This is a genomic window from Cupriavidus sp. BIC8F, from assembly GCF_032465815.1.
Lineage (GTDB): Bacteria > Pseudomonadota > Gammaproteobacteria > Burkholderiales > Burkholderiaceae > Cupriavidus > Cupriavidus necator.
Genome location: NZ_CP136094.1, coordinates 3,602,545 through 3,622,730, shown reverse-complemented (window position 1 = coordinate 3,622,730; position 20,186 = coordinate 3,602,545). Strand labels below are relative to the sequence as shown.

The 20,186-nt window shown below is 67.6% G+C and carries 16 protein-coding genes; 6 read left to right on the top strand and 10 right to left on the bottom strand.

The features are described 5' to 3' along the window. Window positions 1-34 precede the first annotated feature (34 nt). Complete coding sequence (locus RS901_RS16725) at window positions 35-1,585, bottom strand: class I adenylate-forming enzyme family protein (protein WP_316149903.1); 1,551 nt, start codon at window positions 1,583-1,585, stop codon at window positions 35-37. Between the two features lie 65 nt (window positions 1,586-1,650). Then, window positions 1,651-2,667 (bottom strand): tripartite tricarboxylate transporter substrate binding protein, encoded by a 1,017-nt coding sequence (locus RS901_RS16720; RefSeq protein ID WP_316149902.1) that lies wholly within the window; start codon window positions 2,665-2,667, stop codon window positions 1,651-1,653. A gap of 326 nt (window positions 2,668-2,993) precedes the next feature. Here RS901_RS16720 and RS901_RS16715 point away from each other — a divergent pair, with 326 nt between their 5' ends. Further along, window positions 2,994-3,314 carry a helix-turn-helix domain-containing protein gene (locus RS901_RS16715; RefSeq protein WP_013956979.1) on the top strand — a complete coding sequence of 107 codons (321 nt, stop codon included), beginning with the start codon at window positions 2,994-2,996 and terminating at the stop codon, window positions 3,312-3,314. Beyond that, entirely contained in the window at window positions 3,307-4,629 is a 1,323-nt protein-coding gene (locus tag RS901_RS16710; protein WP_316149900.1) for a HipA domain-containing protein, read from the top strand. Before RS901_RS16715 ends, RS901_RS16710 begins: the two co-directional genes overlap by 8 nt. A 6-nt stretch (window positions 4,630-4,635) precedes the next feature. On the opposite strand, the gene RS901_RS16705 is transcribed toward RS901_RS16710, so the two are convergent. Next, window positions 4,636-5,898, bottom strand: a complete 1,263-nt coding sequence (locus tag RS901_RS16705) for an MFS transporter (RefSeq protein ID WP_316149899.1) — start codon at window positions 5,896-5,898, stop codon at window positions 4,636-4,638. Window positions 5,899-6,243: 345 nt separating this feature from the next. Here RS901_RS16705 and RS901_RS16700 point away from each other — a divergent pair, with 345 nt between their 5' ends. Continuing rightward, on the top strand, window positions 6,244-7,602 hold the full coding sequence (locus tag RS901_RS16700) for an IS1182 family transposase (protein ID WP_316153348.1): 1,359 nt from the start codon (window positions 6,244-6,246) through the stop codon (window positions 7,600-7,602). Between the two features lie 255 nt (window positions 7,603-7,857). Here RS901_RS16700 and prmB read toward each other — a convergent pair whose 3' ends face one another. The 6 genes from prmB to dapC form a co-directional block, all read right to left on the bottom strand. Further along, complete coding sequence (gene prmB / locus RS901_RS16695) at window positions 7,858-8,751, bottom strand: 50S ribosomal protein L3 N(5)-glutamine methyltransferase (RefSeq protein WP_013956975.1); 894 nt, start codon at window positions 8,749-8,751, stop codon at window positions 7,858-7,860. A 26-nt stretch (window positions 8,752-8,777) separates the two neighbouring features. Then, window positions 8,778-9,941 carry a succinyl-diaminopimelate desuccinylase gene (gene dapE, locus RS901_RS16690; RefSeq protein WP_316149898.1) on the bottom strand — a complete coding sequence of 388 codons (1,164 nt, stop codon included), beginning with the start codon at window positions 9,939-9,941 and terminating at the stop codon, window positions 8,778-8,780. Window positions 9,942-9,960: 19 nt separating this feature from the next. Further along, on the bottom strand, window positions 9,961-10,308 hold the full coding sequence (locus RS901_RS16685; RefSeq protein ID WP_316149897.1) for an ArsC family reductase: 348 nt from the start codon (window positions 10,306-10,308) through the stop codon (window positions 9,961-9,963). A 22-nt stretch (window positions 10,309-10,330) separates the two neighbouring features. Beyond that, entirely contained in the window at window positions 10,331-10,714 is a 384-nt protein-coding gene (locus tag RS901_RS16680) for a hypothetical protein (RefSeq protein ID WP_011615476.1), read from the bottom strand. A 92-nt stretch (window positions 10,715-10,806) separates the two neighbouring features. Then, window positions 10,807-11,634 (bottom strand): 2,3,4,5-tetrahydropyridine-2,6-dicarboxylate N-succinyltransferase, encoded by an 828-nt coding sequence (gene dapD, locus RS901_RS16675; RefSeq protein ID WP_316149895.1) that lies wholly within the window; start codon window positions 11,632-11,634, stop codon window positions 10,807-10,809. Window positions 11,635-11,703: 69 nt separating this feature from the next. Further along, window positions 11,704-12,903: a succinyldiaminopimelate transaminase gene (gene dapC / locus RS901_RS16670; protein WP_316149894.1), complete on the bottom strand. Its 1,200-nt coding sequence runs from the start codon at window positions 12,901-12,903 to the stop codon at window positions 11,704-11,706. A gap of 194 nt (window positions 12,904-13,097) precedes the next feature. Between dapC and RS901_RS16665 the strand changes: the two genes are divergently transcribed. After that, window positions 13,098-14,066: a DMT family transporter gene (locus tag RS901_RS16665; RefSeq protein WP_316149892.1), complete on the top strand. Its 969-nt coding sequence runs from the start codon at window positions 13,098-13,100 to the stop codon at window positions 14,064-14,066. A 14-nt stretch (window positions 14,067-14,080) separates the two neighbouring features. Here RS901_RS16665 and RS901_RS16660 read toward each other — a convergent pair whose 3' ends face one another. Beyond that, window positions 14,081-14,908, bottom strand: a complete 828-nt coding sequence (locus tag RS901_RS16660; RefSeq protein ID WP_316149891.1) for a ferritin-like domain-containing protein — start codon at window positions 14,906-14,908, stop codon at window positions 14,081-14,083. Between the two features lie 433 nt (window positions 14,909-15,341). On the opposite strand from RS901_RS16660, the gene smc reads away from it, so the two are divergent. Both smc and RS901_RS16650 read left to right on the top strand, forming a co-directional pair. Beyond that, window positions 15,342-18,857: a chromosome segregation protein SMC gene (gene smc / locus RS901_RS16655; protein ID WP_316149890.1), complete on the top strand. Its 3,516-nt coding sequence runs from the start codon at window positions 15,342-15,344 to the stop codon at window positions 18,855-18,857. Continuing rightward, on the top strand, window positions 18,854-20,179 hold the full coding sequence (locus tag RS901_RS16650) for a cell division protein ZipA C-terminal FtsZ-binding domain-containing protein (protein ID WP_316149888.1): 1,326 nt from the start codon (window positions 18,854-18,856) through the stop codon (window positions 20,177-20,179). Before smc ends, RS901_RS16650 begins: the two co-directional genes overlap by 4 nt. Window positions 20,180-20,186: the final 7 nt, after the last annotated feature.

The following is a 20,186-nucleotide window of genomic DNA, read 5'->3' as shown; positions in this document are numbered from 1 at the left end:
GCCAACTTTTTGCGCGTGTGCCGTGCGCAGCGCGTCAGGCGCCGGTGATGCGGTCGCGCAGTTCGCGCTTGAGCACCTTGCCGATGGCGCTGCGCGGCAGGCTCTCCACCTCATGGATCGCGGCCAGCCGCTGGGTCTTGCCCAGGTGTTGGTTGGCCCAGGCCAGCACGTCCTGCGCCGTGGCGCCGCCGCCAGCGCGCAGCGCGACAAAGGCCACCGGGGTCTCGCCCCAGCGCTCCGACGGCACCCCCACCACCGACACGTCGGCCACCGCCGGGTGTTCGCGCACCACCGCCTCGAGATCGCTCGGGTAGATGTTGAAGCCGCCGGAGATGATCATGTCCTTCTTGCGGTCCATCAGCACCAGGAAGCCGTCTTCGTCAAAGCGCCCGATATCGCCGGTGCGGATAAAGCGCTGGCCCTGCGCGTCGTGCCATTCGGTCTCGGCCGTCTTCCCGGGCTGGTTGTGGTAGCCGTTCATCATCGCCGCCGAGCGGCCCACCACTTCGCCGGTGCTGCCGGGCGGCAGTTCACGGCCCTCGTCGTCGATGATGCGCACGTCGGCACCGGTGGCGGGGCGCCCCACGGTATGCAGCTTGTCGGGGAACTGGTCTGCGAACAGCAGGCAGCCGCCGCCGCCTTCGGTCATGCCGTACAGCTCGGTCAGCGCGCCCGGCCAGCGCCGCAGCACTTCGGCCTTCAGGGCGGGGCTGAACGGCGCGCTGGTGCAGAACTTCTGCTGGAAGGACGACAGGTCATGGCGGTCGAACTCCGGATGCGCCAGCAGCCGCTGGTACTGCACCGGCACCAGCATGGTGTGCGTGGCGCGATGCTGCTGCGCCAGCGCCAGGTACTGGCCCGCATCGAACCTGGTCATCAGGATCGCCGTGCCACCCAGGCCGATGGTCGGGAAGAAGCTGGCCAGGGTGGTGTTGGAGTACAGCGGCGTCGACAGCAGCGTGATGGCATGCGTGCCGTAGCCGGTGGCGGCGCCGCGCGACACATGGGCCCAGCGCATGCCGTGCGACTGCACGATGCCCTTGGGGGTGCCGGTGGTGCCGGAGGAATAGATGATGTTGAGCGGCATCTCCGGGCGGATCCCGGGCTCGGTCACCGGCGTGCCGGCGGGTGCCAGCCAGGCCTGGTACGGCTGGCCTGCGTCGCTGCCGTCCAGCGTGACGATGGGCGTGGCGGCCAGCTTGTCGCGCACGGGCTGCAGCACGTCGGCCACGCTGGCATCCGCGAACAGGATGCGCGCGCCCGCGTCGGCAACCATGCCGGCCAGGCTGTCCGGCGTGGATGACGGCGCCAGCGGCGCCACCACCACGCCGGCGCGCACCGCGCCCAGGTACACCGCGGCGTATTCGATCGAGGACGACGCGCAGATGGCGATGGCCTCGCCGGGGCGCACGCCGTCGCGGGCCAGCGCCGCGGCGATGCGGTCCATGGCGGCATCGAGGCCGGCATAATCGAGCACGCGCTCGCCATGCATCAGGGCGCGCTGCGCGGGGCGCTGCGTGGCGTGCTCGCGCACGAGCACGGACATGGTGGTGAAGGGGCGTTGGAGCGGGGTCGGTTGGGTCATGTTCGGCAAGGGGATGCGGGCGCCAGTGTGGCGCACCCGAAGAGCGATGATGGATCGAAGCAGACTTACTGGATCTGTGCGCCGGAGTCCTTCACCACCTTGCTCCAGCGGTTGATCTCGGCGTCGATGTGGGTGCGCAGCGCGGCGGGTGTCGAGCCCACCGGCTCATAGCCGTTGGCGGCAAGCGTGGCCTTCAGTTCGGGCTGGCGCAGCACCGTGGCAATCTCGGTGCTGAGCCGGTCGATCACGGGCTGCGGCGTCCCGGCCGGTGCCAGCACCGCGTACCAGCCGGTGATGCTGATGCCCGGCACGCCGGCCTCGGCCAGCGTCGGCACCTCGGGCGCGACCGCGGCGCGCTGGCTGCCGGTCACGGCCAGTGCGCGCAGCTTGCCGCTCTTCACATGCGGCAGGGTGGTGGAGATGCTGTCGAAGGTCAGCTGGACCTCGCCCGACAGCATTGCCGTCACCACCTGTGCGCTGCCCTTGTAGGGCACATGGGTCATCTTGATGCCGGCCACGGAATCGAACAATTCGCCCGCCAGGTGACCGGTATTGCCGTTGCCGGCCGAGGCGAAGGTCAGCTTGCCGGGCGCGGCCTTGGCCTCGGCAATCAGCTCCTTCACGTTGGTGGCCTGCAGCGAAGGGCTTCCGGCCAGGATCATCGGCAGGTTGGCCACCAGCGAGACCGGCGCGAAGTCCTTGCGTGTGTCATAGGGCAGCTTCGGGTACAGGCTGGCATTGATGGCATGGGCGGCCAGCACCATGATCAGGGTGTAGCCGTCGGGCTTGGCGCGCGCCAGCGCCTGGCTGGCGATGGTGCCGCCGGCGCCGGGCCGGTAATCCAGCACCACGGGCTGGCCCAGGCGCTCCTGCAGCCTGGCGGCGACCGGGCGCGCCAGCAGGTCGGCGCTGCCGCCCGGCGGGTAGGGGATCAGCAGCTGGATCGGGCGCGATGGCCAGGTTTCGGCGCTGGCGCCGGACGGCAAGGCGGCGGTGGTGACCATGGCGGCCGTGGCCAGCATGCCGGCCAGCCATGCGCGGCGGCCCCAGGCGGGGCGACGGGATGCGATCAGGGATGCCATCAGCTTGTCTCCTTGTTGTGCCGGCCGCGGGCGCAGCCGTTTTCCCTTGTCGCCAGGTCGGGCTGGGATGTTGGTGTCACAAACGGTAAAGGTGTAAGCCCGCCAGCGGAATTCTTAAATCGATAAGTCTGGCTTTTTGCAAGCGAAGCGGTACGGCGGCACCGGCGCGAATTGTTGTGTCTGGTGGCCGGCTACAGCGAAAATCTTTGTGAATGAGGAGATTTTGGCTGTTGGTCGTGTTCAGAGGCTAGAATCTTTGTGATCAGGGAGATTTCTTGATTTTCCCGCCCGGGGACACTAAAGTCTTTGCAATCAAGGAGATTTTTGTGCCAGTGACCCTCACCGAACCCGGCGATATCGGCGCCTTCGTGCGCGCTGCCCGCAAGGCGCAAGGCCTGCGGCAGGACGATGCCGCAGGCGCCATCGGCGTCAGCGAGAACTTCATGGTGCGCGTAGAGAACGGGGCCGAAGGCATCCAGTGGGGCAAGCTGTTCCAGGTGCTGGAAGGGCTTGGCCTGCGCGTGGTGGTCGACATGCCGGAGGCAGCGGCGCCGCTGGTAGCGGCCGAACTGGCCAAGCTCAGGCAGCGCCAGGCGCGCAGCCGCAACCGGCGCGCAGCGGTCAAGGGAGGCGATCAGCATGGCTGAGCGCGTACTGGTCGCCAGCATCAACGGCACGCCGGTGGGCGAGCTGCATGAGGCCAGCGATGCCTGGTCGTTCCGCTATGACGCGGCGTGGCTGGGCAACCCGCACGCCTTCGCCCTGAGCCCGGCGCTGCCGCTGCAGCCGGAGGCGCTCGCCGATGGCAGCACGCTGCGGCCGGTGCAGTGGTACTTCGACAATCTGCTGCCCGAGGACGGCCAGCGCGCGCTGCTGGCACGCGATGCCAGCATCCGCAACGAGGCCGATGCCTTCGCCCTGCTGGCGCACTATGGGGCGGAATCGGCGGGCTCGCTGACGCTGCTGCCGCCCGGCCGCGGGCCGGCCACCGCGCCGGCCCTGCGCCCCTTGAGCGACGCCGCGCTCGACGCCCGCATCCACAGCCTGCCCAGCGTGCCGCTTACGCATGGCGCGGTCAAGCGCATGTCGCTGGCCGGCGCCCAGCACAAGCTGGCGGTGGTGCTGCAGGACGGCGCGCTGTTCGAGCCCGGCGCGGATACGCCGTCCACGCATATCCTCAAGCCGACCCACCAGATGCAGGAGATCTATCCGCATTCGGTCATCAACGAGTGGTTTGTGATGTCGCTGGCCGCGCGGCTGAAGCTCGATGTGCCGCCGGTGCACCGGCGCTATGTGCCGTCGCCGGTCTACCTGATCGACCGTTTCGATCGCCAGCTCACGCAGCAAGGGCAGTGGCAGCGGCTGCATGCGATCGATGCCTGCCAGCTGCTGAACCTGCCGCGCACCTTCAAGTACGACCAGGGCAGCGTCGAGCGGCTGGCGCAACTGGCAACGCTATGCCGCGCGCCGGCGGTGGCGCGGGCACGGCTGTTCGACTGGCTGGTGTTCAACATCCTGGTGGGCAATTCGGACGCGCACCTGAAGAACCTGAGCTTCCTGGTGTCCGATGCCGGCATTGCGCTGGCGCCGTTCTACGACCTGCTCAGCGAGGCGGCTTACGCCACCCGCACCTATGACAAGACCGGCTGGCCGCAGGCGCACCGCTTTGCCTGGCCGGTGCTGGGGGTGGAGTTCTACAGCGATTTCTCGCGCACGCTGGTGCTGGAGGCAGGGCGCGCGCTGGGCCTGACCGGCGTGACCGCGGAGCGGCGGCTGGACGCCATGCTACGCGGCATCGGGCCGGCCGCGCAGGCGCTCCATGAGCAGGCCGAGCAACAGAACCCGGCCATGGCGCGGGAGCGCCCGGCACTCACCGGCGGGTTTGCCGGCGAACTGGCCTGCCTGCGCGTGATCCGCTTCACCATCATCGCCGACATGGTGCGGGCGCTTTCCGCGGCCTGAGTCAGGCTAATGATTGGTGGGATGCGGCTGGCTGAAGAAGTAGGGCACCATTGCGGCGGCAATCAGCACGCCCGCGGACAGGAAGATCGCCGCATAGGTGGAGGGCAGCGGCCAGCCGCGCACATGGCCGGAATTGGCGATCAGCCCGTAGGCCCATGACGTCAGCGCCGATCCCAGGAACACAAAGGTGTTGAGCAGGCCCAGCCCGCGCCCGCGCCGCGACGGCGGGATCAGCCCGCGGCCCTGTGCCATCACCAGCGGGTGCAGCATGCCGATGGTCGACAGCAGCGCCATCATCGCCACGCCGTAGCCGATGCCGCTGTCCGGCCATAGCGCCAGCAAGAACGAGCCCGACATGGCAAAGCACGACCAGCCGGCGATGGTGGTCTTGAGCGTGTTGCGCCGGACCAGCACCGGCAGCAGGAAGGCGGTCAGGAAGCCGGCCAGGCTCAGCAGCGCCAGCGCCACCCCGCGCGGCGCCGAGCCCAGGCCGAACACGTCGGCCAGGTAGGGGCCGCTCCAGGCATTGCGGAAGGCGGTGCCGGCGGACATCGCCACGCACAGCGGAATCAGCGTCCACAGCGGCGCCAGCTTGAGCAGCTGCAGGCTTTCCGACAGCATCGCCGGCCACGACGCGCTGCGGGCCTCGGCATGGCCCTGGTCGCGCACGAAGCGCCACACGCCATAGCAGGCCGCGACCATGCCCAGGGCCGATACCGCCATCGACGGGCGCCAGCCGATCAGCGAGATGGCCCAGCCCAGCGGCGCCGTGGCACACAGCGCGCCAATCATGCCCATGGCATTGGAGTGGCTGACCACGCGGGTGTAGTCGCGCTCAGACAGCTGCTCGGAGGCGAAATGCAGCAGGCCCATGAAGACCGGCGCGCACGCCAGCCCCAGCCCCACCTGCGCCAGCGTGGCCGCCGCACCGTTGGGCGCCAGCACGAACAGGATCGACGACACGGCGCCCACCGCCAGCAGCAGCGCGGTCGGCCGGCCCACACCGTAGCGGTCGAAGGCAATGCCCACCGGGATTTGCGCCACGGCAAAGGCCAGGAAGAACGACGAAGACAGTGCGCCGAAGCCCGCCGGCGACAGCCCGAAATCATGCTGCAGCTCAGGCGCCATCACCGCCAGGCAGGAGCGGAAGAACTGGCTGAGCGCAAAGGCGAACGTCAGCAGGGCGATACCGCGCGCGGCGTGCGCTGCCGGGGCATGGGCGGGCAGGGCGTCGGGCGTTGCGGGGAGGCGGGCGTTGCTCGGGGTCACGGCTTCAGGCTTTGCCGCCGCACTGGCTGCGGGGCGAAGGCGCAATGGTTGGGGTGGAATGCCCTGGCGGGCACCCCACGAACTGAGGTGGTATCTGCAGCGAGTGTAGAGCGGGCGCGGTATTCATGGCCGGGGGATGGCCGGTGTTCGCCCAGTTTGCGCGTGGTGGCGGTTGCGTGGCTTGTCCAAGCCGGCGTCGCATCACGGACCACAGGCCGGCTCCCTCTCCCTTCAGTGGGAGAGGGTTGGGGAGAGGGGTGGTCTAGGAGTTTGTCGGGCTTTGCAGTCTTCCGCAAGATGACGTTGTCCGAGATAATCGCTGGCGCACAACCAAAGACCTACCCGATGAGCCGCTTCGTTCCCGTAGACCGAGATACCGCGTACCTGTTGCCGCCCTCAGTGGACGAATGGCTGCCCGATGATCACTTGGCGCGCTTCGTAGTCGAAGTCATCGAGCAGCTCGATCTGAGCGAACTGACACGCCAATACGCGGGCCGGGGTTCGGCGGCGCACCATCCCGCCGTGTTGCTGGGCTTGCTGATCTACGGCTATGCCAATGGCGTGCACTCGAGCCGCAAGCTCGAACGCGCGACCTACGACTCGGTGGCCTTCCGCTATGTGGCAGCCAACACCCACCCGGATCACGACACGCTGGCGACGTTCCGGCGTCGATTCCTGAAGGAGGTGGAGGCGCTGTTTGTGCAGGTGCTGGTGCTGGCGCGCGAGATGAAACTGCTCAAGCTCGGGCACATTGCGCTGGACGGCACCAAGATCGACGCGAACGCGAGCAAGCACCGCGCCCTGTCGTGGGGTCATGCCCAAAAGATCGAGGCGCAGTTACGACAGGAAGTGCAGGCCCTGCTTGCGCTGGCCGAGAACAGCGACCGCGCAGCCATCCCGGATGGCATGGACGTGCCGGCGGAGATCGCTCGACGCGAAGACCGCTTGAGCGCGATGGCGCTGGCCAAGGCAAAGATCGAGCAGCGCGCCGCCGAGCGTCATCAACTCGAACAGCAGGAGTACGAGGCCAAGACGGCTAAGCGCAAGTCTCAGCGGGACGCTGGCAAGAAGCCGCGCGGCAAGGATCCCGAGCCACCAGAGGCGGGGCCCAAGGATGGCGATCAGGTGAACCTCACGGATGAAGAGTCACGCATCATGCCCGTCTCGGGGGGTGGCTTCGAACAAAGCTACAACGCGCAAGCCGGGGTAGACACAGAGACGATGATGGTGGTCACCCAGCACGTGAGCCAGGCGTGCAACGACAAGCGCGAAGTCGTGCCCACGCTGGAGCAGATCGCGGCGTTGCCTGCGGTGCTGGGCGAGGTGCGCACGCTGATCACGGACAACGGCTTCTTCAGTCAGGCCAACGTGATCGCGTGCCACGATGCAGGGATCGAGCCGCTGCTGGCGCTAAGGCGGGAGCCGCATCATGCCCCTGTGCTGGAGCGCTTTGCCCCCGATGTGCCGCAGCCCCAGACCACGGACCCGGTTGTGCAGATGGCGCACCGACTGGGCACACAAGCCGGGCGCGCCCTCTACAGCTTGCGCAAGCAGACGGTGGAGCCGGTGTTCGGCATCATCAAACGGGTAATGGGTTGGCGCCAGATGAGCATGCGCGGGCTGGACAAGGCGCAAGGCGAATGGAGTCTTGTGACCATGGCCTGGAACATCAAGCGCATGCACGTTCTGCGAGCGGTTGGATAGCAAAGTGCGCCTCGACTACCCAAAGCCGAGCCCCTAAGGCGCTCCAATGTGCCATCACAGTGCCTCGTCAACCATCAAGAGCGTTCGATCAGCGCGATTGCCGTCCAAAAATCTCGTCGCACCGATCATTCGGATTCGCCCGGGCTCAAGTCCGACGGACTCCTAGCAAGGCACCACGCATCCGGAAGCTCCTGCCCTCTCCCCCAGCCCCTCTCCCGCAAGCGGGAGAGGGGAGCAAACAACGGCCCGGATCAATTACCCCGGCAGCGCGTCATACGTCAGCAAAAACACCTGCTCATCGCCCGCACTGACCGGCAGCCAGACGATTTCCAGTTCAGGGAACGCAGCTTCCACGTTGGCGTGCTCGTTGCCGATCTCCACCACCAGCACGCCGCCCGGGTTCAGGCGCGCCTTGGCGCCGGCGATGATCCGCCGCACCACGTCCATGCCGTCGTCGCCGCCGGCCAGGGCGATGCGCGGCTCGGCCAGGTATTCCGGCGGCAGCGCCTGCATCGAGCCTTCGTTGACGTAGGGCGGGTTGGTCAGGATCACGTCGTAGGTGGCGCCATGCGGCAGCGGCGCGTACAGGTCGCCTTCATACAGCCGGATGCGGTCGTCCATCTTGTAGTCGGCCACATTGCGGCGTGCCACGGCGAGCGCGTCGGGCGAGATGTCGACGGCGTCGATCTTCGCGTTCGGCCAGACGTGCGCGGCCACGATCGGCAGGCAGCCGGAACCGGTGCACAGCTCCAGCACCGGGCCGATGCTGTCGGTCTCGCCGACCCACGGCTCCAGCCCGTCCTGCAGCAGTTCGCCTATAAAGCTGCGCGGCACGATCACGCGTGAATCGACGTAGAAGCGCAGGCCGTGCATAAAGGCCTCGTGCGTGATGTAGGCGGCCGGCACGCGCTCATTGACGCGGCGGTCGATGACCTTGAGCACGGCATCGACTTCTTCGGGCAGCAGGCGCGCGTCCAGGAAGGGATCGAGCGTGTCGAGCGGCAGGTTCAGCGTATGCAGCACCAGGTAGGCGGCTTCGTCATAGGCATTGGCGCTGCCGTGGCCGAAGGACAGGCGCGCGGCGGTAAAGCGCGAGACTGCGAGACGCAGCAGGTCGCGCACGGTGCGCAGGGGAGAGGGCGTTGCCATGTATGGGTGTCTTTCGGCGAAAAAAATCAGGCGACGAGACGTTCCAGCACGCCGCGGTAAACATTCTTCAGCGGCTCGATGAAGCGCACTTCGACGTGCTCGTCGATCTTGTGGATGCTGGCGTTGGGCGGGCCGAACTCGATCACCTGCGGGCAGATCCTGGCGATAAAGCGCCCGTCAGAAGTGCCGCCGGTGGTCGACAGCTCGGTCTTGACGCCGGTCTCGGCTTCGATCGCCGACGACAGCGCGTCGGACAGCTCGCCGCGCGGGGTCAGGAAGGGCTCGCCGCCCAGGGTCCAGTCCAGCGCGTATTCCAGCTGGTGGCGGTCCAGGATCGCATGCACGCGCGCCTTCAGGCCTTCAGGCGTGCTGGCGGTCGAGAAGCGGAAGTTGAAGTCGATGGTGACGTGGCCCGGGATCACGTTGGTGGCGCCGGTGCCGCCATGGATGTTCGACATCTGCCAGCTGGTCGGCGGGAAGTACTCATTGCCCTGGTCCCAGACCTCGGCGGCCAGCTCGGCCAGCGCCGGCGCGGCTTCATGGATCGGGTTGCGGCCCAGGTGCGGGTAGGCGATATGGCACTGGATGCCCTTGACCGTGAGCTTGCCCGACAGCGAGCCGCGGCGGCCGTTCTTGACCATGTCGCCGAGCGTGTCGACCGAGGTCGGCTCGCCGATCACGCAGTAGTCCAGGCGCTCGCCGCGCGCGGACAGGGCCTCGACCACCTTGATGGTGCCGTCATGCGCCGGGCCTTCCTCGTCGCTGGTGATCAGGAAGGCGATCGAGCCGGCATGCGCGGGGTGCGCCTTGACGAACTCTTCCACCGCCACCACGAAGCCGGCGATCGAGGTCTTCATGTCGGCGGCGCCGCGGCCGTACAGCTTGCCATCGCGGTGCGTCGGCTCGAACGGGTCCGAATGCCACTGCTCCAGCGGGCCGGTCGGCACCACGTCGGTATGGCCGGCAAAGACCAGCAGCTTGCCGTCCTTGCCCTGCGTGCCGCGCCTGACCGCCCACAGGTTGGTCACGCGGAAATCGTCGGGACCGCTGACGAGCGCTTCGCAGTCAAAGCCGAGCGCCTTCAGGCGGGTTTCCAGGATGGCCTGGCAGCCTTCGTCGGCGGGCGTGACGGAGCGGCGGCGGATCAGGTTTTCGGTGAGGGCGAGGGTGGCGGCGAGGGTGGCGGTCATCGGACTACGGAAATGGAAATCAGAACTGGCCGGCGTACTGGTCGGCGGAAAAACCGACCATCACCTTGCCATCGTGGGCCAGCACCGGGCGCTTGATCAGCGACGGGCTTTGCTGCATCAGCGCGATCGCGCCGGCTTCCTGCTCGGCGCGGGCCTTGTCGGCGTCCGGCAGCGCGCGCCAGGTGGTGCCCTTGCGGTTGAGCAGCGTCGCCAGCGGTACATGCTTCAGCCAGCCGCGCAGCATGGCTTCATCCACGCCCTGCTTCTTGAAGTCGTGGAAGCTGTAGGCCACGCCGTTGGCATCCAGCCAGGTGCGGGCTTTCTTGACGGTATCGCAGTTGGGAATGCCGTAGAGCAGGACGTTCATGGCTAGTCTTGATGGATTGGATTCAGCGGAACAGCAGGTTCAGCGCGATCACCAGGCCGCCCAGGCCCAGCGCCACGCCGCCCATGGCCACCGCGGTCATCAGGCGCAGGCGGCGGTCCAGCCGGGCGGCTTCCTTGCGCAGCGCGTCGATGGTGATGGCATGTTGCTCGGCCAGCAGCTTGACGGCCTCGGCCTGCTGCACGGCAGCGGCTTCCAGCTCGGCGATGCGGGCCGCGGGATCGCGCGTGTCGGCCACCGCGCCTTCCGGCGTTCCATCCTTGCGCTTGTTCTTCTTCAGTTTCTCGATGGTCTTGTTGGCCTGCTCGAGAATGGTGGGCAGCAGGGAGAGCACGGTACTGACGGTGGTGGGATCCAGGGCCATGAGTCGCTTGCGGAGGGAAGGCATGTTCAGCCTGGCCAGGCGGGGTGACAACGGAAATACTGCCCCGGGGCCGGACCCCGGGGCGGCGCAGCCGTTGCGGGCTGCGCCAGGCGCGCTCAGTCGCCGCGCAGCAGGTCGTTCAGGCTGGTCTTGGCGCGGGTCTGCGCGTCGACCTTCTTCACGATCACGGCGCAGTACAGGCTGTACTTTCCATCCTTGGACGGCAGGTTGCCCGCCACCACCACCGAGCCCGCCGGCACGCGGCCATAGTGGATCTCGCCGGTTTCGCGGTCATAGATCTTGGTCGACTGGCCCAGGTACACGCCCATCGAGATCACCGAGTTCTCTTCAACGATCACGCCTTCAACCACTTCCGAGCGTGCGCCGATAAAGCAGTTGTCTTCGATGATGACCGGGTTGGCCTGCAGCGGCTCCAGCACGCCGCCGATGCCCACGCCGCCCGACAGGTGGACGTTCTTGCCGATCTGCGCGCACGAACCGACGGTGGCCCAGGTGTCGACCATGGTGCCTTCATCGACGTAGGCGCCGATGTTGACGTACGACGGCATCAGCACCGCGTTCTTGGCGATGAACGAACCGCGGCGGGCCACGGCCGGCGGCACCACGCGGAAGCCGGCGCGGGCGAAGTCGTCGGCGCTCCAGTTGGCGAACTTGGTCGGCACCTTGTCGTAGAACTGGGCAAAGCCGCCGGCGCTCATCGGCGCGTTGTCTTCCAGGCGGAACGACAGCAGCACGGCCTTCTTGACCCACTGGTTGACGATCCAGTCCTTGCCTTGCTTCTCGGCCACGCGCAGCGCGCCGGAATCCAGCTGGCTGATGACGTTGGCGACGGCCTCGCGGATGTCGTTGGGGGCGGACTTGGGCGACAGGCTGGTGCGGTCTTCCCAGGCCTGGTCGATCAGGGCTTGCAGAGCTTGCGTCATATGCGTTTTTTCAGTGGTTATCGGATAAAGGCGCAGCGGTCAGGCTGCGCCGCGGTCATGGGTTGGCGCTCAACCGAGCGCGCGGCAGAATTCAACGATCCGGCGCGCACCTTCCAGGCATTCCTCGGGCGTGGCCACCAGGGCCATGCGCACGCGGTTTGCGCCGGGGTTGATGCCGTCGGCTTCGCGCGCCAGGTAGCTGCCGGGCAGCACGGTCACGTTCTGCCCGGCCAGCAGGCGCGCGGCGAATTCGGTATCGGTGAGGCCGGTGCGCGAGACATCGGCCCACAGGTAGAAGCCGGCATCGGGCAGCGCCACGTCCAGCACCTCGGCCAGCATCGGCGTGACTTCGCTGAACTTGCGCACGTAGGCGGCGCGGTTCTCGCGCACATGCGATTCGTCGTTCCAGGCGGCGATGCTGGCGCTCTGCACCGCGGGGTTCATGGCGCCGCCGTGGTAGGTACGGTATAGCAGGAATTTCTTCAGCAGCGCGGCATCGCCGGCCACGAAGCCCGAGCGCAGCCCCGGCACGTTGGAGCGCTTGGACAGGCTGGAGAACATCACCAACCGGTCAAAGCCGCGGCCCAGCTTGTGCGCCGCTTCCAGCGCACCCAGCGGGGCGCGGCCTTCGTCGAAATAGATCTCCGAGTAGCACTCGTCCGAGGCGATCACGAAGCCGTAGCGGTCCGACAGCGCAAACAACTGCTTCCAGTCTTCCAGCGACAGCACCGCGCCGGTCGGGTTGCCGGGCGTGCACACGAACAGCAGTTGCACCTTCTGCCAGACATCGTCGGCGATGCGGTCGAAGGCCGGGGCGAAGTTGCGCGCCGGGTCGCTGTTGGCGAATACCGGAGTGGCGCCGGCCAGCAGCGCCGCGCCTTCGTAGATCTGGTAGAACGGGTTGGGGCACAGCACCAGCGCGCCCGGGCGGGTGCCGTCGACCACGGTCTGGGCAAAGGCAAACAGCGCCTCGCGCGAGCCGGTCACCGGCAGCACTTCGGTGGCGGCGTTGACCTTGGGCAGGCCATAGCGGCGTTCCAGCCAGCTGGCGATGCACTGCCGTAGTGCATCAGAACCTGCCGTTGTGGGATAATTCGCCAGCCCCGCAAGTGACTCTGCCAGCGCTTGCTTGATGAATTCAGGCGTCGGATGCTTGGGTTCACCGATGCCAAAGCTGATGGCTGGCTTGTCGGCAGGCTTTACCTGCGCAAAGAGCACCCGCAGCTTCTCGAACGGGTAGGGCTGGAGCAGGTCGAGGCGCGGATTCACAGTGTCAGTCGGGGCCGGTTAAAACGACGCATTATAGAGGAACGGCGCGGGTTTCCGTGCGCCGGCCCGGCCCGCGCGGCCGGCCACGAGCACGGATGGCGGGCATCACGCCCTGGTGATGCCGCCGGCGCCGTCCGGACGCTGCCTGCCTGTCACCGGCCGGAGGCCCGGCTCGCCTCACACGGATTCCCTTTATGAGCACAAATACTGTTGCGGCGCAGCATGCGCCGGCCGACCGCCATGCGGTCAAGGCATCGCTTTCCATCCTGATCGGCGCCTCGGTCTGGGGCATCGCCTGGTTCCCGTACCGCGTGCTGGCGGGCTGGGGCCTGGGCGGCATGCACGCCGCGGCGCTGGTCAGTTCGGTCGCGGCGGTGCTGTCGCTGCTGGCCTTCCGCCGGCACCTGGCCGGCCTGCGCCCGCACTGGCTGTTTGTCGCCATCGGGCTGGCGGCGGGCGTGACCAACGCCGGCTTTGTCTGGGGCAGTGTCAACGGCCATGTGATGCGCGTGCTGCTGCTGTTCTACCTGACCCCGGTCTGGACCGCGCTGTTTGCCCGGCTGTTCCTGGGCGAGCGGCTGTCGGCGGCAGGGCTGTCGCTGGTGGCACTGGCCCTGTTCGGCGCCGGGCTGATGCTGTGGACGCCCGAGGTCGGTGTGCCGCTGCCAGGCTCTGCCGCGGAATGGTCGGGCCTGATCGGCGGCATGGGCTTTGCCGTCAACAATGTGCTGTCGCGCCGCGCCGGCCAGCGCTTCCCGGACATGGACGCACGCGTGCGCACGGTGGTGGTCTACCTGGGCTGCACCGTGGTGGGCGTGCCGGCCGCGCTGCTGCTGGATGGCACGTCGGTGACCATCGTCCAGGGCGCACAGGTGAGCGTGGGTATGCTGGTGCTGGGCCTGGCGGCGATGCTGGTGGTCAGCAACTCGGTGGTGCAATACGGGCTGCAGCGGTTGCCGGCCAACCGCGTGTCGCTGCTGATGCTGTTCGAAATCGTCATTGCAGCGCTGTCGTCGTGGTGGCTGGCGACCGAGGTGCTGAGCTGGAAGGAAGCGGCCGGCGGCCTGTGCATCATCGCCGCCGGCGCCTTGTCCGGGCTGGTGCACCGCAGCCGCGCGCCGGCGCCAGCCGCAGCAGGTGCCGAGGCAGCGGCCTGTAACTGAAGCCGGTACGCGGTTCAGTGCAGCATGACCCGCGACACCACTGCCACCAGCGGCGCCCGCACCGCGCGCTCCACGCCGCGGTGCAGGTGCAGCGGCCGCAGCAGCATCTTCACGGTCATTTCGATAGGGATGTTGCGCCGGATCACGCCGGACACGCGCGCATTGAGCGCGCGCACCTCGGTTTCGGACACGGCCTCTACGCCGCGCTCCATGCGCAGCACATTGCGCAATGCGATCGCGGCGTCCTCGTTCTTGATCTCCAGCAGCCGGCGCGCCAGCGCGCCCAGCACGCGCAGCCGGCCCAGCCGCTCGGATGCCGCAAAGCGGTTGAAGTACTGATAAAAGTGCTTGTAATGCCGCACCTCGTCGTTGGAGATGCGCCGCGTCAGGTCGCGCAGCACCGGTTCGTCGCTGGCCTGTTCCAGCGCGCGGTAGTAGGCGGCGGTGCCGGTTTCCACCACGCAGCGGGCCGCCATTTCCAGGCCCTCGGTCGGTTCGAACTGGTCGATCGAGCAGGTCTTGCTGTACTCGTCGAAGAAGCGCGCATAGCCGCGCTCCCAGTCGAATTCCGGCCACACATGCTCGACATAGCGCCGCAGCGCCAGCCCGTGCTGCAGTTCCTCGGTCTCCCAGTGCTCGGCAAGCCAGTCGGCCGCGTCGGGCACACGGGCGTAATAGGTGGCAAGGTTGCCGGCATAGGTGTCGGACCCGCTCTCGATGAACGAGGCTGACACCAGCAGGTAGAAAAGGTCGCGGTCGCCGCGTACGCGTTCCACGTCGATCGCCTGGTAGTTGATGTCGCTGACAGACCACGGCCGGGCGGCCGCTGACGGTTCACTCATGCTCTGTCCTCCTGGTTGGCCAAGGGCTGCGAGGGGCGCGTTCATGGGTGCGCGGCCCGGAGGGCATCCGAGGTCACGCCGACAGATCAGAGACTAGCATTTACCCTAATTAGTTTCCCAACGGTTGGCCGGCAAGGATGGCTGACAGCGCCTGCCGCGCCTGTCAAAGTGCATGCGGAATCGCTTGTAAGGGGCGGAATAGCAAGGGAAATCGGCCATGGGATATGACGCCGGGGCGACTGCCAAACGGGCCGGCGAAGGCATCTGCGATGGTATGATTAGCCCCAATTCTCGGGCCCGAGGGGTATTTTGAGGTGCTGGCGTCACGCCGCGCCGGCTCCCGCGCAGCCCGGCTTTCTGAACACTGCAATAGCCCCGATACCAGGCCGACCCCGGTTCCCATACCGGAGTGGCCGATACCACACGAGAAACCGTGCGACTATCCTCGATCAAGCTGGCGGGCTTCAAGTCATTTGTCGATCCCACCAATTTTCAAGTGCCCGGCCAACTGGTCGGCATCGTAGGTCCCAACGGCTGCGGCAAATCGAACATCATCGATGCGGTGCGCTGGGTGCTGGGTGAGTCACGTGCGTCAGAGCTGCGTGGCGAATCCATGCAGGACGTCATCTTCAACGGTTCCACCGCGCGCAAGCAGGCCGGCCGGGCGAGTGTCGAACTGGTGTTCGACAATGCCGAAGGCCGCGCCGCCGGCCAGTGGAGCCAGTACGCCGAAGTCGCGGTCAAGCGCGTGCTGACCCGCGACGGCACTTCGTCCTACTACATCAACAACCAGCCGGTGCGCCGGCGCGACATCCAGGACATCTTCCTGGGCACGGGCCTGGGCCCGCGCGCCTACGCCATCATCGGGCAGGGCATGATCTCGCGCATCATCGAGGCCAAGCCCGATGACATGCGCATCTTCCTGGAAGAAGCCGCGGGCGTCTCCAAGTACAAGGAACGCCGCCGCGAGACCGAAAACCGCCTGTCCGACACGCGCGAGAACCTGACCCGCGTCGAGGACATCCTGCGCGAACTCGGCAGCAACCTCGAAAAACTGGAAGGCCAGGCCGAGGTGGCGCAGCGCTTCAAGACGCTGCACGCCGACGGCGAGGAAAAGCAGCACCTGCTGTGGTTGCTGCGCAAGCGCGAGGCCCAGCAAGAGCAGGAACGCCACCAGCGCGCCATCGAGCAGGCCCAGATCGACCTGGAAGCGCAGACCGCGCAGTTGCGCCATGTCGAAGCCGAGCTCGAAACCATGCGCGCCGCGCATTACGCGGCGTCCGATGGCATGCACGCCGCGCAGGGCGCGCTGTATGAGGCCAATGCCGAAGTCAGCAAGCTCGAAGCCGAGATCCGCTACGTGGTGGAATCGCGCAATCGTGTGCAGGCCCAGATCGCCGCGCTGACCGGGCAGCGCGAGCAGTGGCAGGGCAAGGCCGAACAGGCCACCGACGAGCTGGCGCAGGCCGAAGAAAACCTGGCCGTGGCCGAAGGCCGCACGGTCGAGGCGCAGGAAGCCGTCGCCCACAAGAACGACGAACTGCCGACGCTGGAAGCGCAATGGCGCGACGCGCAGCAACTGCTCAACGAGCAGCGCGCCGGCATCATGCAGGCCGAGCAGGCCCTGAAGCTCGAAGCCGCGCAGCAGCGCAGCGCCGACCAGATGCTGCAGCAGCTGGAACAGCGCCGCGAACGCCTGTCGGCGGAAGAAAAGGGCCTGGACCGTCCCGACGAAACCCGCCTGGAACAGGCTCGCGCCGAGCTGGCCGAGCAGGAAGCACTGGTCGAAGAAGCCCAGGCCGTGCTGGCCGACGCGGAAGAGAGCGTGCCGCGCCTGGACGAAGAGCGCCGCGCCGCGCAGGCGCGCGTGCACAGCGAAGCCTCCGCCATTGCCACGCTGGAGGCGCGCCTGTCGGCGCTGCGCCAGCTGCAGGAGAACGTGCAGACCGACGGCAAGGTGCAGCCGTGGCTGGCCAAGCATGAGCTGGCCGAGCTGCCGCGCCTGTGGAAGAAGGTTCATATCGAGCCGGGCTGGGAAAACGCGCTGGAATCCGTGCTGCGCGAGAAGCTGGCCGCGCTGGAAGTGTCGAACCTGGACTGGGTCAAGGCATTCCTGTCCGACGCGCCGCCGGCCAAGCTGGCTTTTTACTCGCCGCCGGCCGCCGCCCGTCCGCTGGAAACGCCTGCCGGCCTGCGCCCGCTGATGTCGCTGGTGCAGATCACCGAGCCGGGCATCCGCGCCGTGATGCAGGACTGGCTGGCCGATATCCATGTCGCCACCGACATGGCGCAGGCGCTGGCCGCGCGCAACACCCTGCCTGACGGTGCGTCGTTCGTCGTGGCCGAGGGCCACCTGGTGGGCCGCAACGCCATCCAGATCTACGCCGCCGATTCCGAGCAGGCCGGCATGCTGGCACGCGAGCAGGAAATCGAAAACCTGCAGAAGCAGGCGCGCGCGCAGCTGCTGCTGTCTGACGAAGCCAAGACCCAGGCGGTGCGCGCCGAAGCGGCCTACACCCAGGCCAGCCAGGGGCTGGGCGATGCCCGCGCGCGCGCCGAGCAGGCTACCCGCCGCGTGCACGCGTTGCAGATGGACGTGCTCAAGCTGTCGCAGGCGATGGAGCGCTACTCTGCCCGCAGCGGCCAGATCCGCGAGGAACTGGACGAGATCCACGCGCAGATCGAAGAGCAGCGCGCCATCCGCGCCGAATCCGAAGCCAGCTTCGAGCAGCACGACGCCGCGCTGGCCGAGATGCAAGCCACCCACGAAGACCAGCAGATGGCCTTCGAGGCGCTGGACAGCAAGCTCTCGGGCGCGCGCCACCAGTTGCGCGATTTCGAGCGCGCCGCGCAGGAAGCCCTCTTTGCCGAGCGTAACCTGGCGAGCCGCATCGAGGAGCTGCGCCGCAATATCCAGGTGGCCGCCGACCAGGCCGAACGCATTTCCGAATCCCTGGAAAACGCCCGCGCCGAGCTTGAGACCATCAACGAGCAGACCGCCCATACCGGCCTGCAGGAAGCGCTGGAGCGCCGCGCCGAGAAGGAAGAAAAGCTCACCATCGCGCGCACCGAACTCGATGCGTTGTCGGCACAGCTGCGCCAGCACGACGAGCAGCGCCTGGCCGCCGAGCGCAGCCTGCAGCCGCTGCGCGACCGCATCACCGAGCTGCAGCTCAAGGAACAGGCCGCGCGCCTGAACCAGGAGCAGTTCAGCGAGCAGCTGACCACGGCCGAGGTGGACGAGGCCGCGCTGGCCGACAAGCTGACCGGCGACCTGAAGCCGTCGTACCTGCAGGGCGAAGTCACGCGCATCAACAACGCCATCAACGCGCTCGGCCCGGTCAACATGGCCGCGCTCGACGAGCTGGCCGCGGCGCGCGAACGCAAGACCTTCCTCGATGCGCAGTCGGCCGACCTGAACGACGCCATCAACACGCTGGAAGACGCGATCGCCAAGATCGACCAGGAAACCCGCGCGCTGCTGCAGGGCACCTTCGACCAGGTCAACCATCATTTCGGCGAGCTGTTCCCGTCGCTGTTCGGTGGCGGCCAGGCGCGCCTGATCATGACCGGCGAGGAGATCCTCGACGCCGGCGTGCAGGTGATGGCGCAGCCCCCGGGCAAGAAGAACTCGACCATCCACCTGCTGTCGGGCGGCGAGAAGGCGCTGACCGCGATCGCGCTGGTGTTTGCCATGTTCCAGCTCAACCCGGCACCGTTCTGCCTGCTGGACGAGGTGGACGCGCCGCTGGACGACGCCAACACCGAGCGCTACGCCAATATGGTGGCGCGCATGTCGGACAAGACTCAATTCGTTTTCATCTCACATAACAAGATTGCCATGGAAATGGCTCATCAACTCATTGGCGTGACCATGCAGGAGCAGGGCGTTTCGCGTATCGTGGCCGTGGATATGGACGCGGCGGTTTCGATGGCGGAGGCAGCATGAAACTGAACATGGACCTGCAGACCGCGCTGATCGTCGCGGGCCTGGTTTTCGTGGTACTGGTGTTCGGCTACAACCAGTGGCAGATCCGCAAGGCGCGCCGCCCGCGCGAGCTCAGCCCCGAAGACGACCTGCCGCCGATGCGCGAGCCGGTGGTCGGCCAGAGCACCGCGCCGGAAACCGCCGCGCGCCTGCACGAAGCCGCTGCCGAGCAGGCACCGCGGCGTGAGCCGACGCTATCCCCGGCGACGGCCACGGCTGGTGCCGCGGTGGCGACTGGCAACAACCACGCGGCGGCGGCCGCAGCGGCCGCCGCAAGCACCGCGGACGCCGACGAAGTCGTCGCCGAAGAAGTGTCCGTCGCGGCCGCCGCGACGCATGCCGAGGCCACCGAGGACGAGGCCGAAGCCGAGGCCACTCCGGCCCCGGTTCCCGCGCCTGCACCCGCGCCGGCCCCGGCTCCGGTGGCCGCCGTGCCCGATGGCCAGCCCACGCCAGCCCTGATCGACCCCCTGATCGACTGCATCGTGCCCCTGCACCTGGAGCGCAAGGCCTCCGGTGACCGCATCCTGCCGCTGACCGGCCGGCTGCGCCGCGCCGGCACCAAGCAGGTCCATATCGAGGGCCTGCGCACCGAAGCCAATGCATGGGAGCCGGTCACCGCCGGCCACCAGTACGAAGACCTGCAGGTCGGCGTGCAACTGGCCAACCGCGGCGGCCCGCTCAACGCGCTGGAGTTCTCGGAATTCATCACCGCGGTGGAGTCGCTGGCCGAGTCGCTCGATGCTTCGGCCGACCTGCCGGACATGAGCGAGACCGTCGCCAATGCGCGCGAGCTGGATAGCTTTGCCGCCGGCTGCGACGTGCAGCTGGGCGTCAACGTGATCTCGGATGGCGCGCCGTGGTCGGCGGCGTACGTGCAGAACGTGGCCACGCAGGACGGGCTGGTGCTGTCGCGCGACGGCACCCGCTTTATCCGCTACCAGGCCAACGCCGAGGGCGTGCAGCGTCCGCTGTTCACGCTGCAGTTCGGCGACACCAACTTCCTGCGCGACGACCTGACCGTCAAGGCCGGCCGCCAGATCACGCTGTTGCTCGACGTGCCGGTGGCCGACCAGGCCGCCAAGCCGTTCAAGACCATGTGCGAGTACGGCCACACGCTGGCCCAGCGCATGGGCGCGCAACTGGTCGACGACAATATGCGGCCGCTGACCGAAGCCTCGTTCGTCGCGATCTTCAGCCAGCTTGAAACGCTGTACAACAAGCTGGAAGCGCGCGGCATGCCGGCCGGGTCGTTGGTGGCGCAGCGCCTGTTCAGCATCTAGCCGGAGC

Coding starts and splice junctions, on each gene's coding strand:
- RS901_RS16665 (WP_316149892.1), top strand. CDS start 13,098: ATGAGCACAAATACTGTTGCGGCGCAGCATGCGCCGGCCGACCGCCAT.
- RS901_RS16650 (WP_316149888.1), top strand. CDS start 18,854: ATGAAACTGAACATGGACCTGCAGACCGCGCTGATCGTCGCGGGCCTG.
- RS901_RS16700 (WP_316153348.1), top strand. CDS start 6,244: ATGAGCCGCTTCGTTCCCGTAGACCGAGATACCGCGTACCTGTTGCCG.
- RS901_RS16720 (WP_316149902.1), bottom strand. CDS start 2,667: ATGGCATCCCTGATCGCATCCCGTCGCCCCGCCTGGGGCCGCCGCGCA.
- RS901_RS16660 (WP_316149891.1), bottom strand. CDS start 14,908: ATGAGTGAACCGTCAGCGGCCGCCCGGCCGTGGTCTGTCAGCGACATC.
- RS901_RS16680 (WP_011615476.1), bottom strand. CDS start 10,714: ATGCCTTCCCTCCGCAAGCGACTCATGGCCCTGGATCCCACCACCGTC.
- RS901_RS16725 (WP_316149903.1), bottom strand. CDS start 1,585: ATGACCCAACCGACCCCGCTCCAACGCCCCTTCACCACCATGTCCGTG.
- dapE (WP_316149898.1), bottom strand. CDS start 9,941: ATGACCGCCACCCTCGCCGCCACCCTCGCCCTCACCGAAAACCTGATC.
- RS901_RS16710 (WP_316149900.1), top strand. CDS start 3,307: ATGGCTGAGCGCGTACTGGTCGCCAGCATCAACGGCACGCCGGTGGGC.
- dapD (WP_316149895.1), bottom strand. CDS start 11,634: ATGACGCAAGCTCTGCAAGCCCTGATCGACCAGGCCTGGGAAGACCGC.
- RS901_RS16685 (WP_316149897.1), bottom strand. CDS start 10,308: ATGAACGTCCTGCTCTACGGCATTCCCAACTGCGATACCGTCAAGAAA.
- prmB (WP_013956975.1), bottom strand. CDS start 8,751: ATGGCAACGCCCTCTCCCCTGCGCACCGTGCGCGACCTGCTGCGTCTC.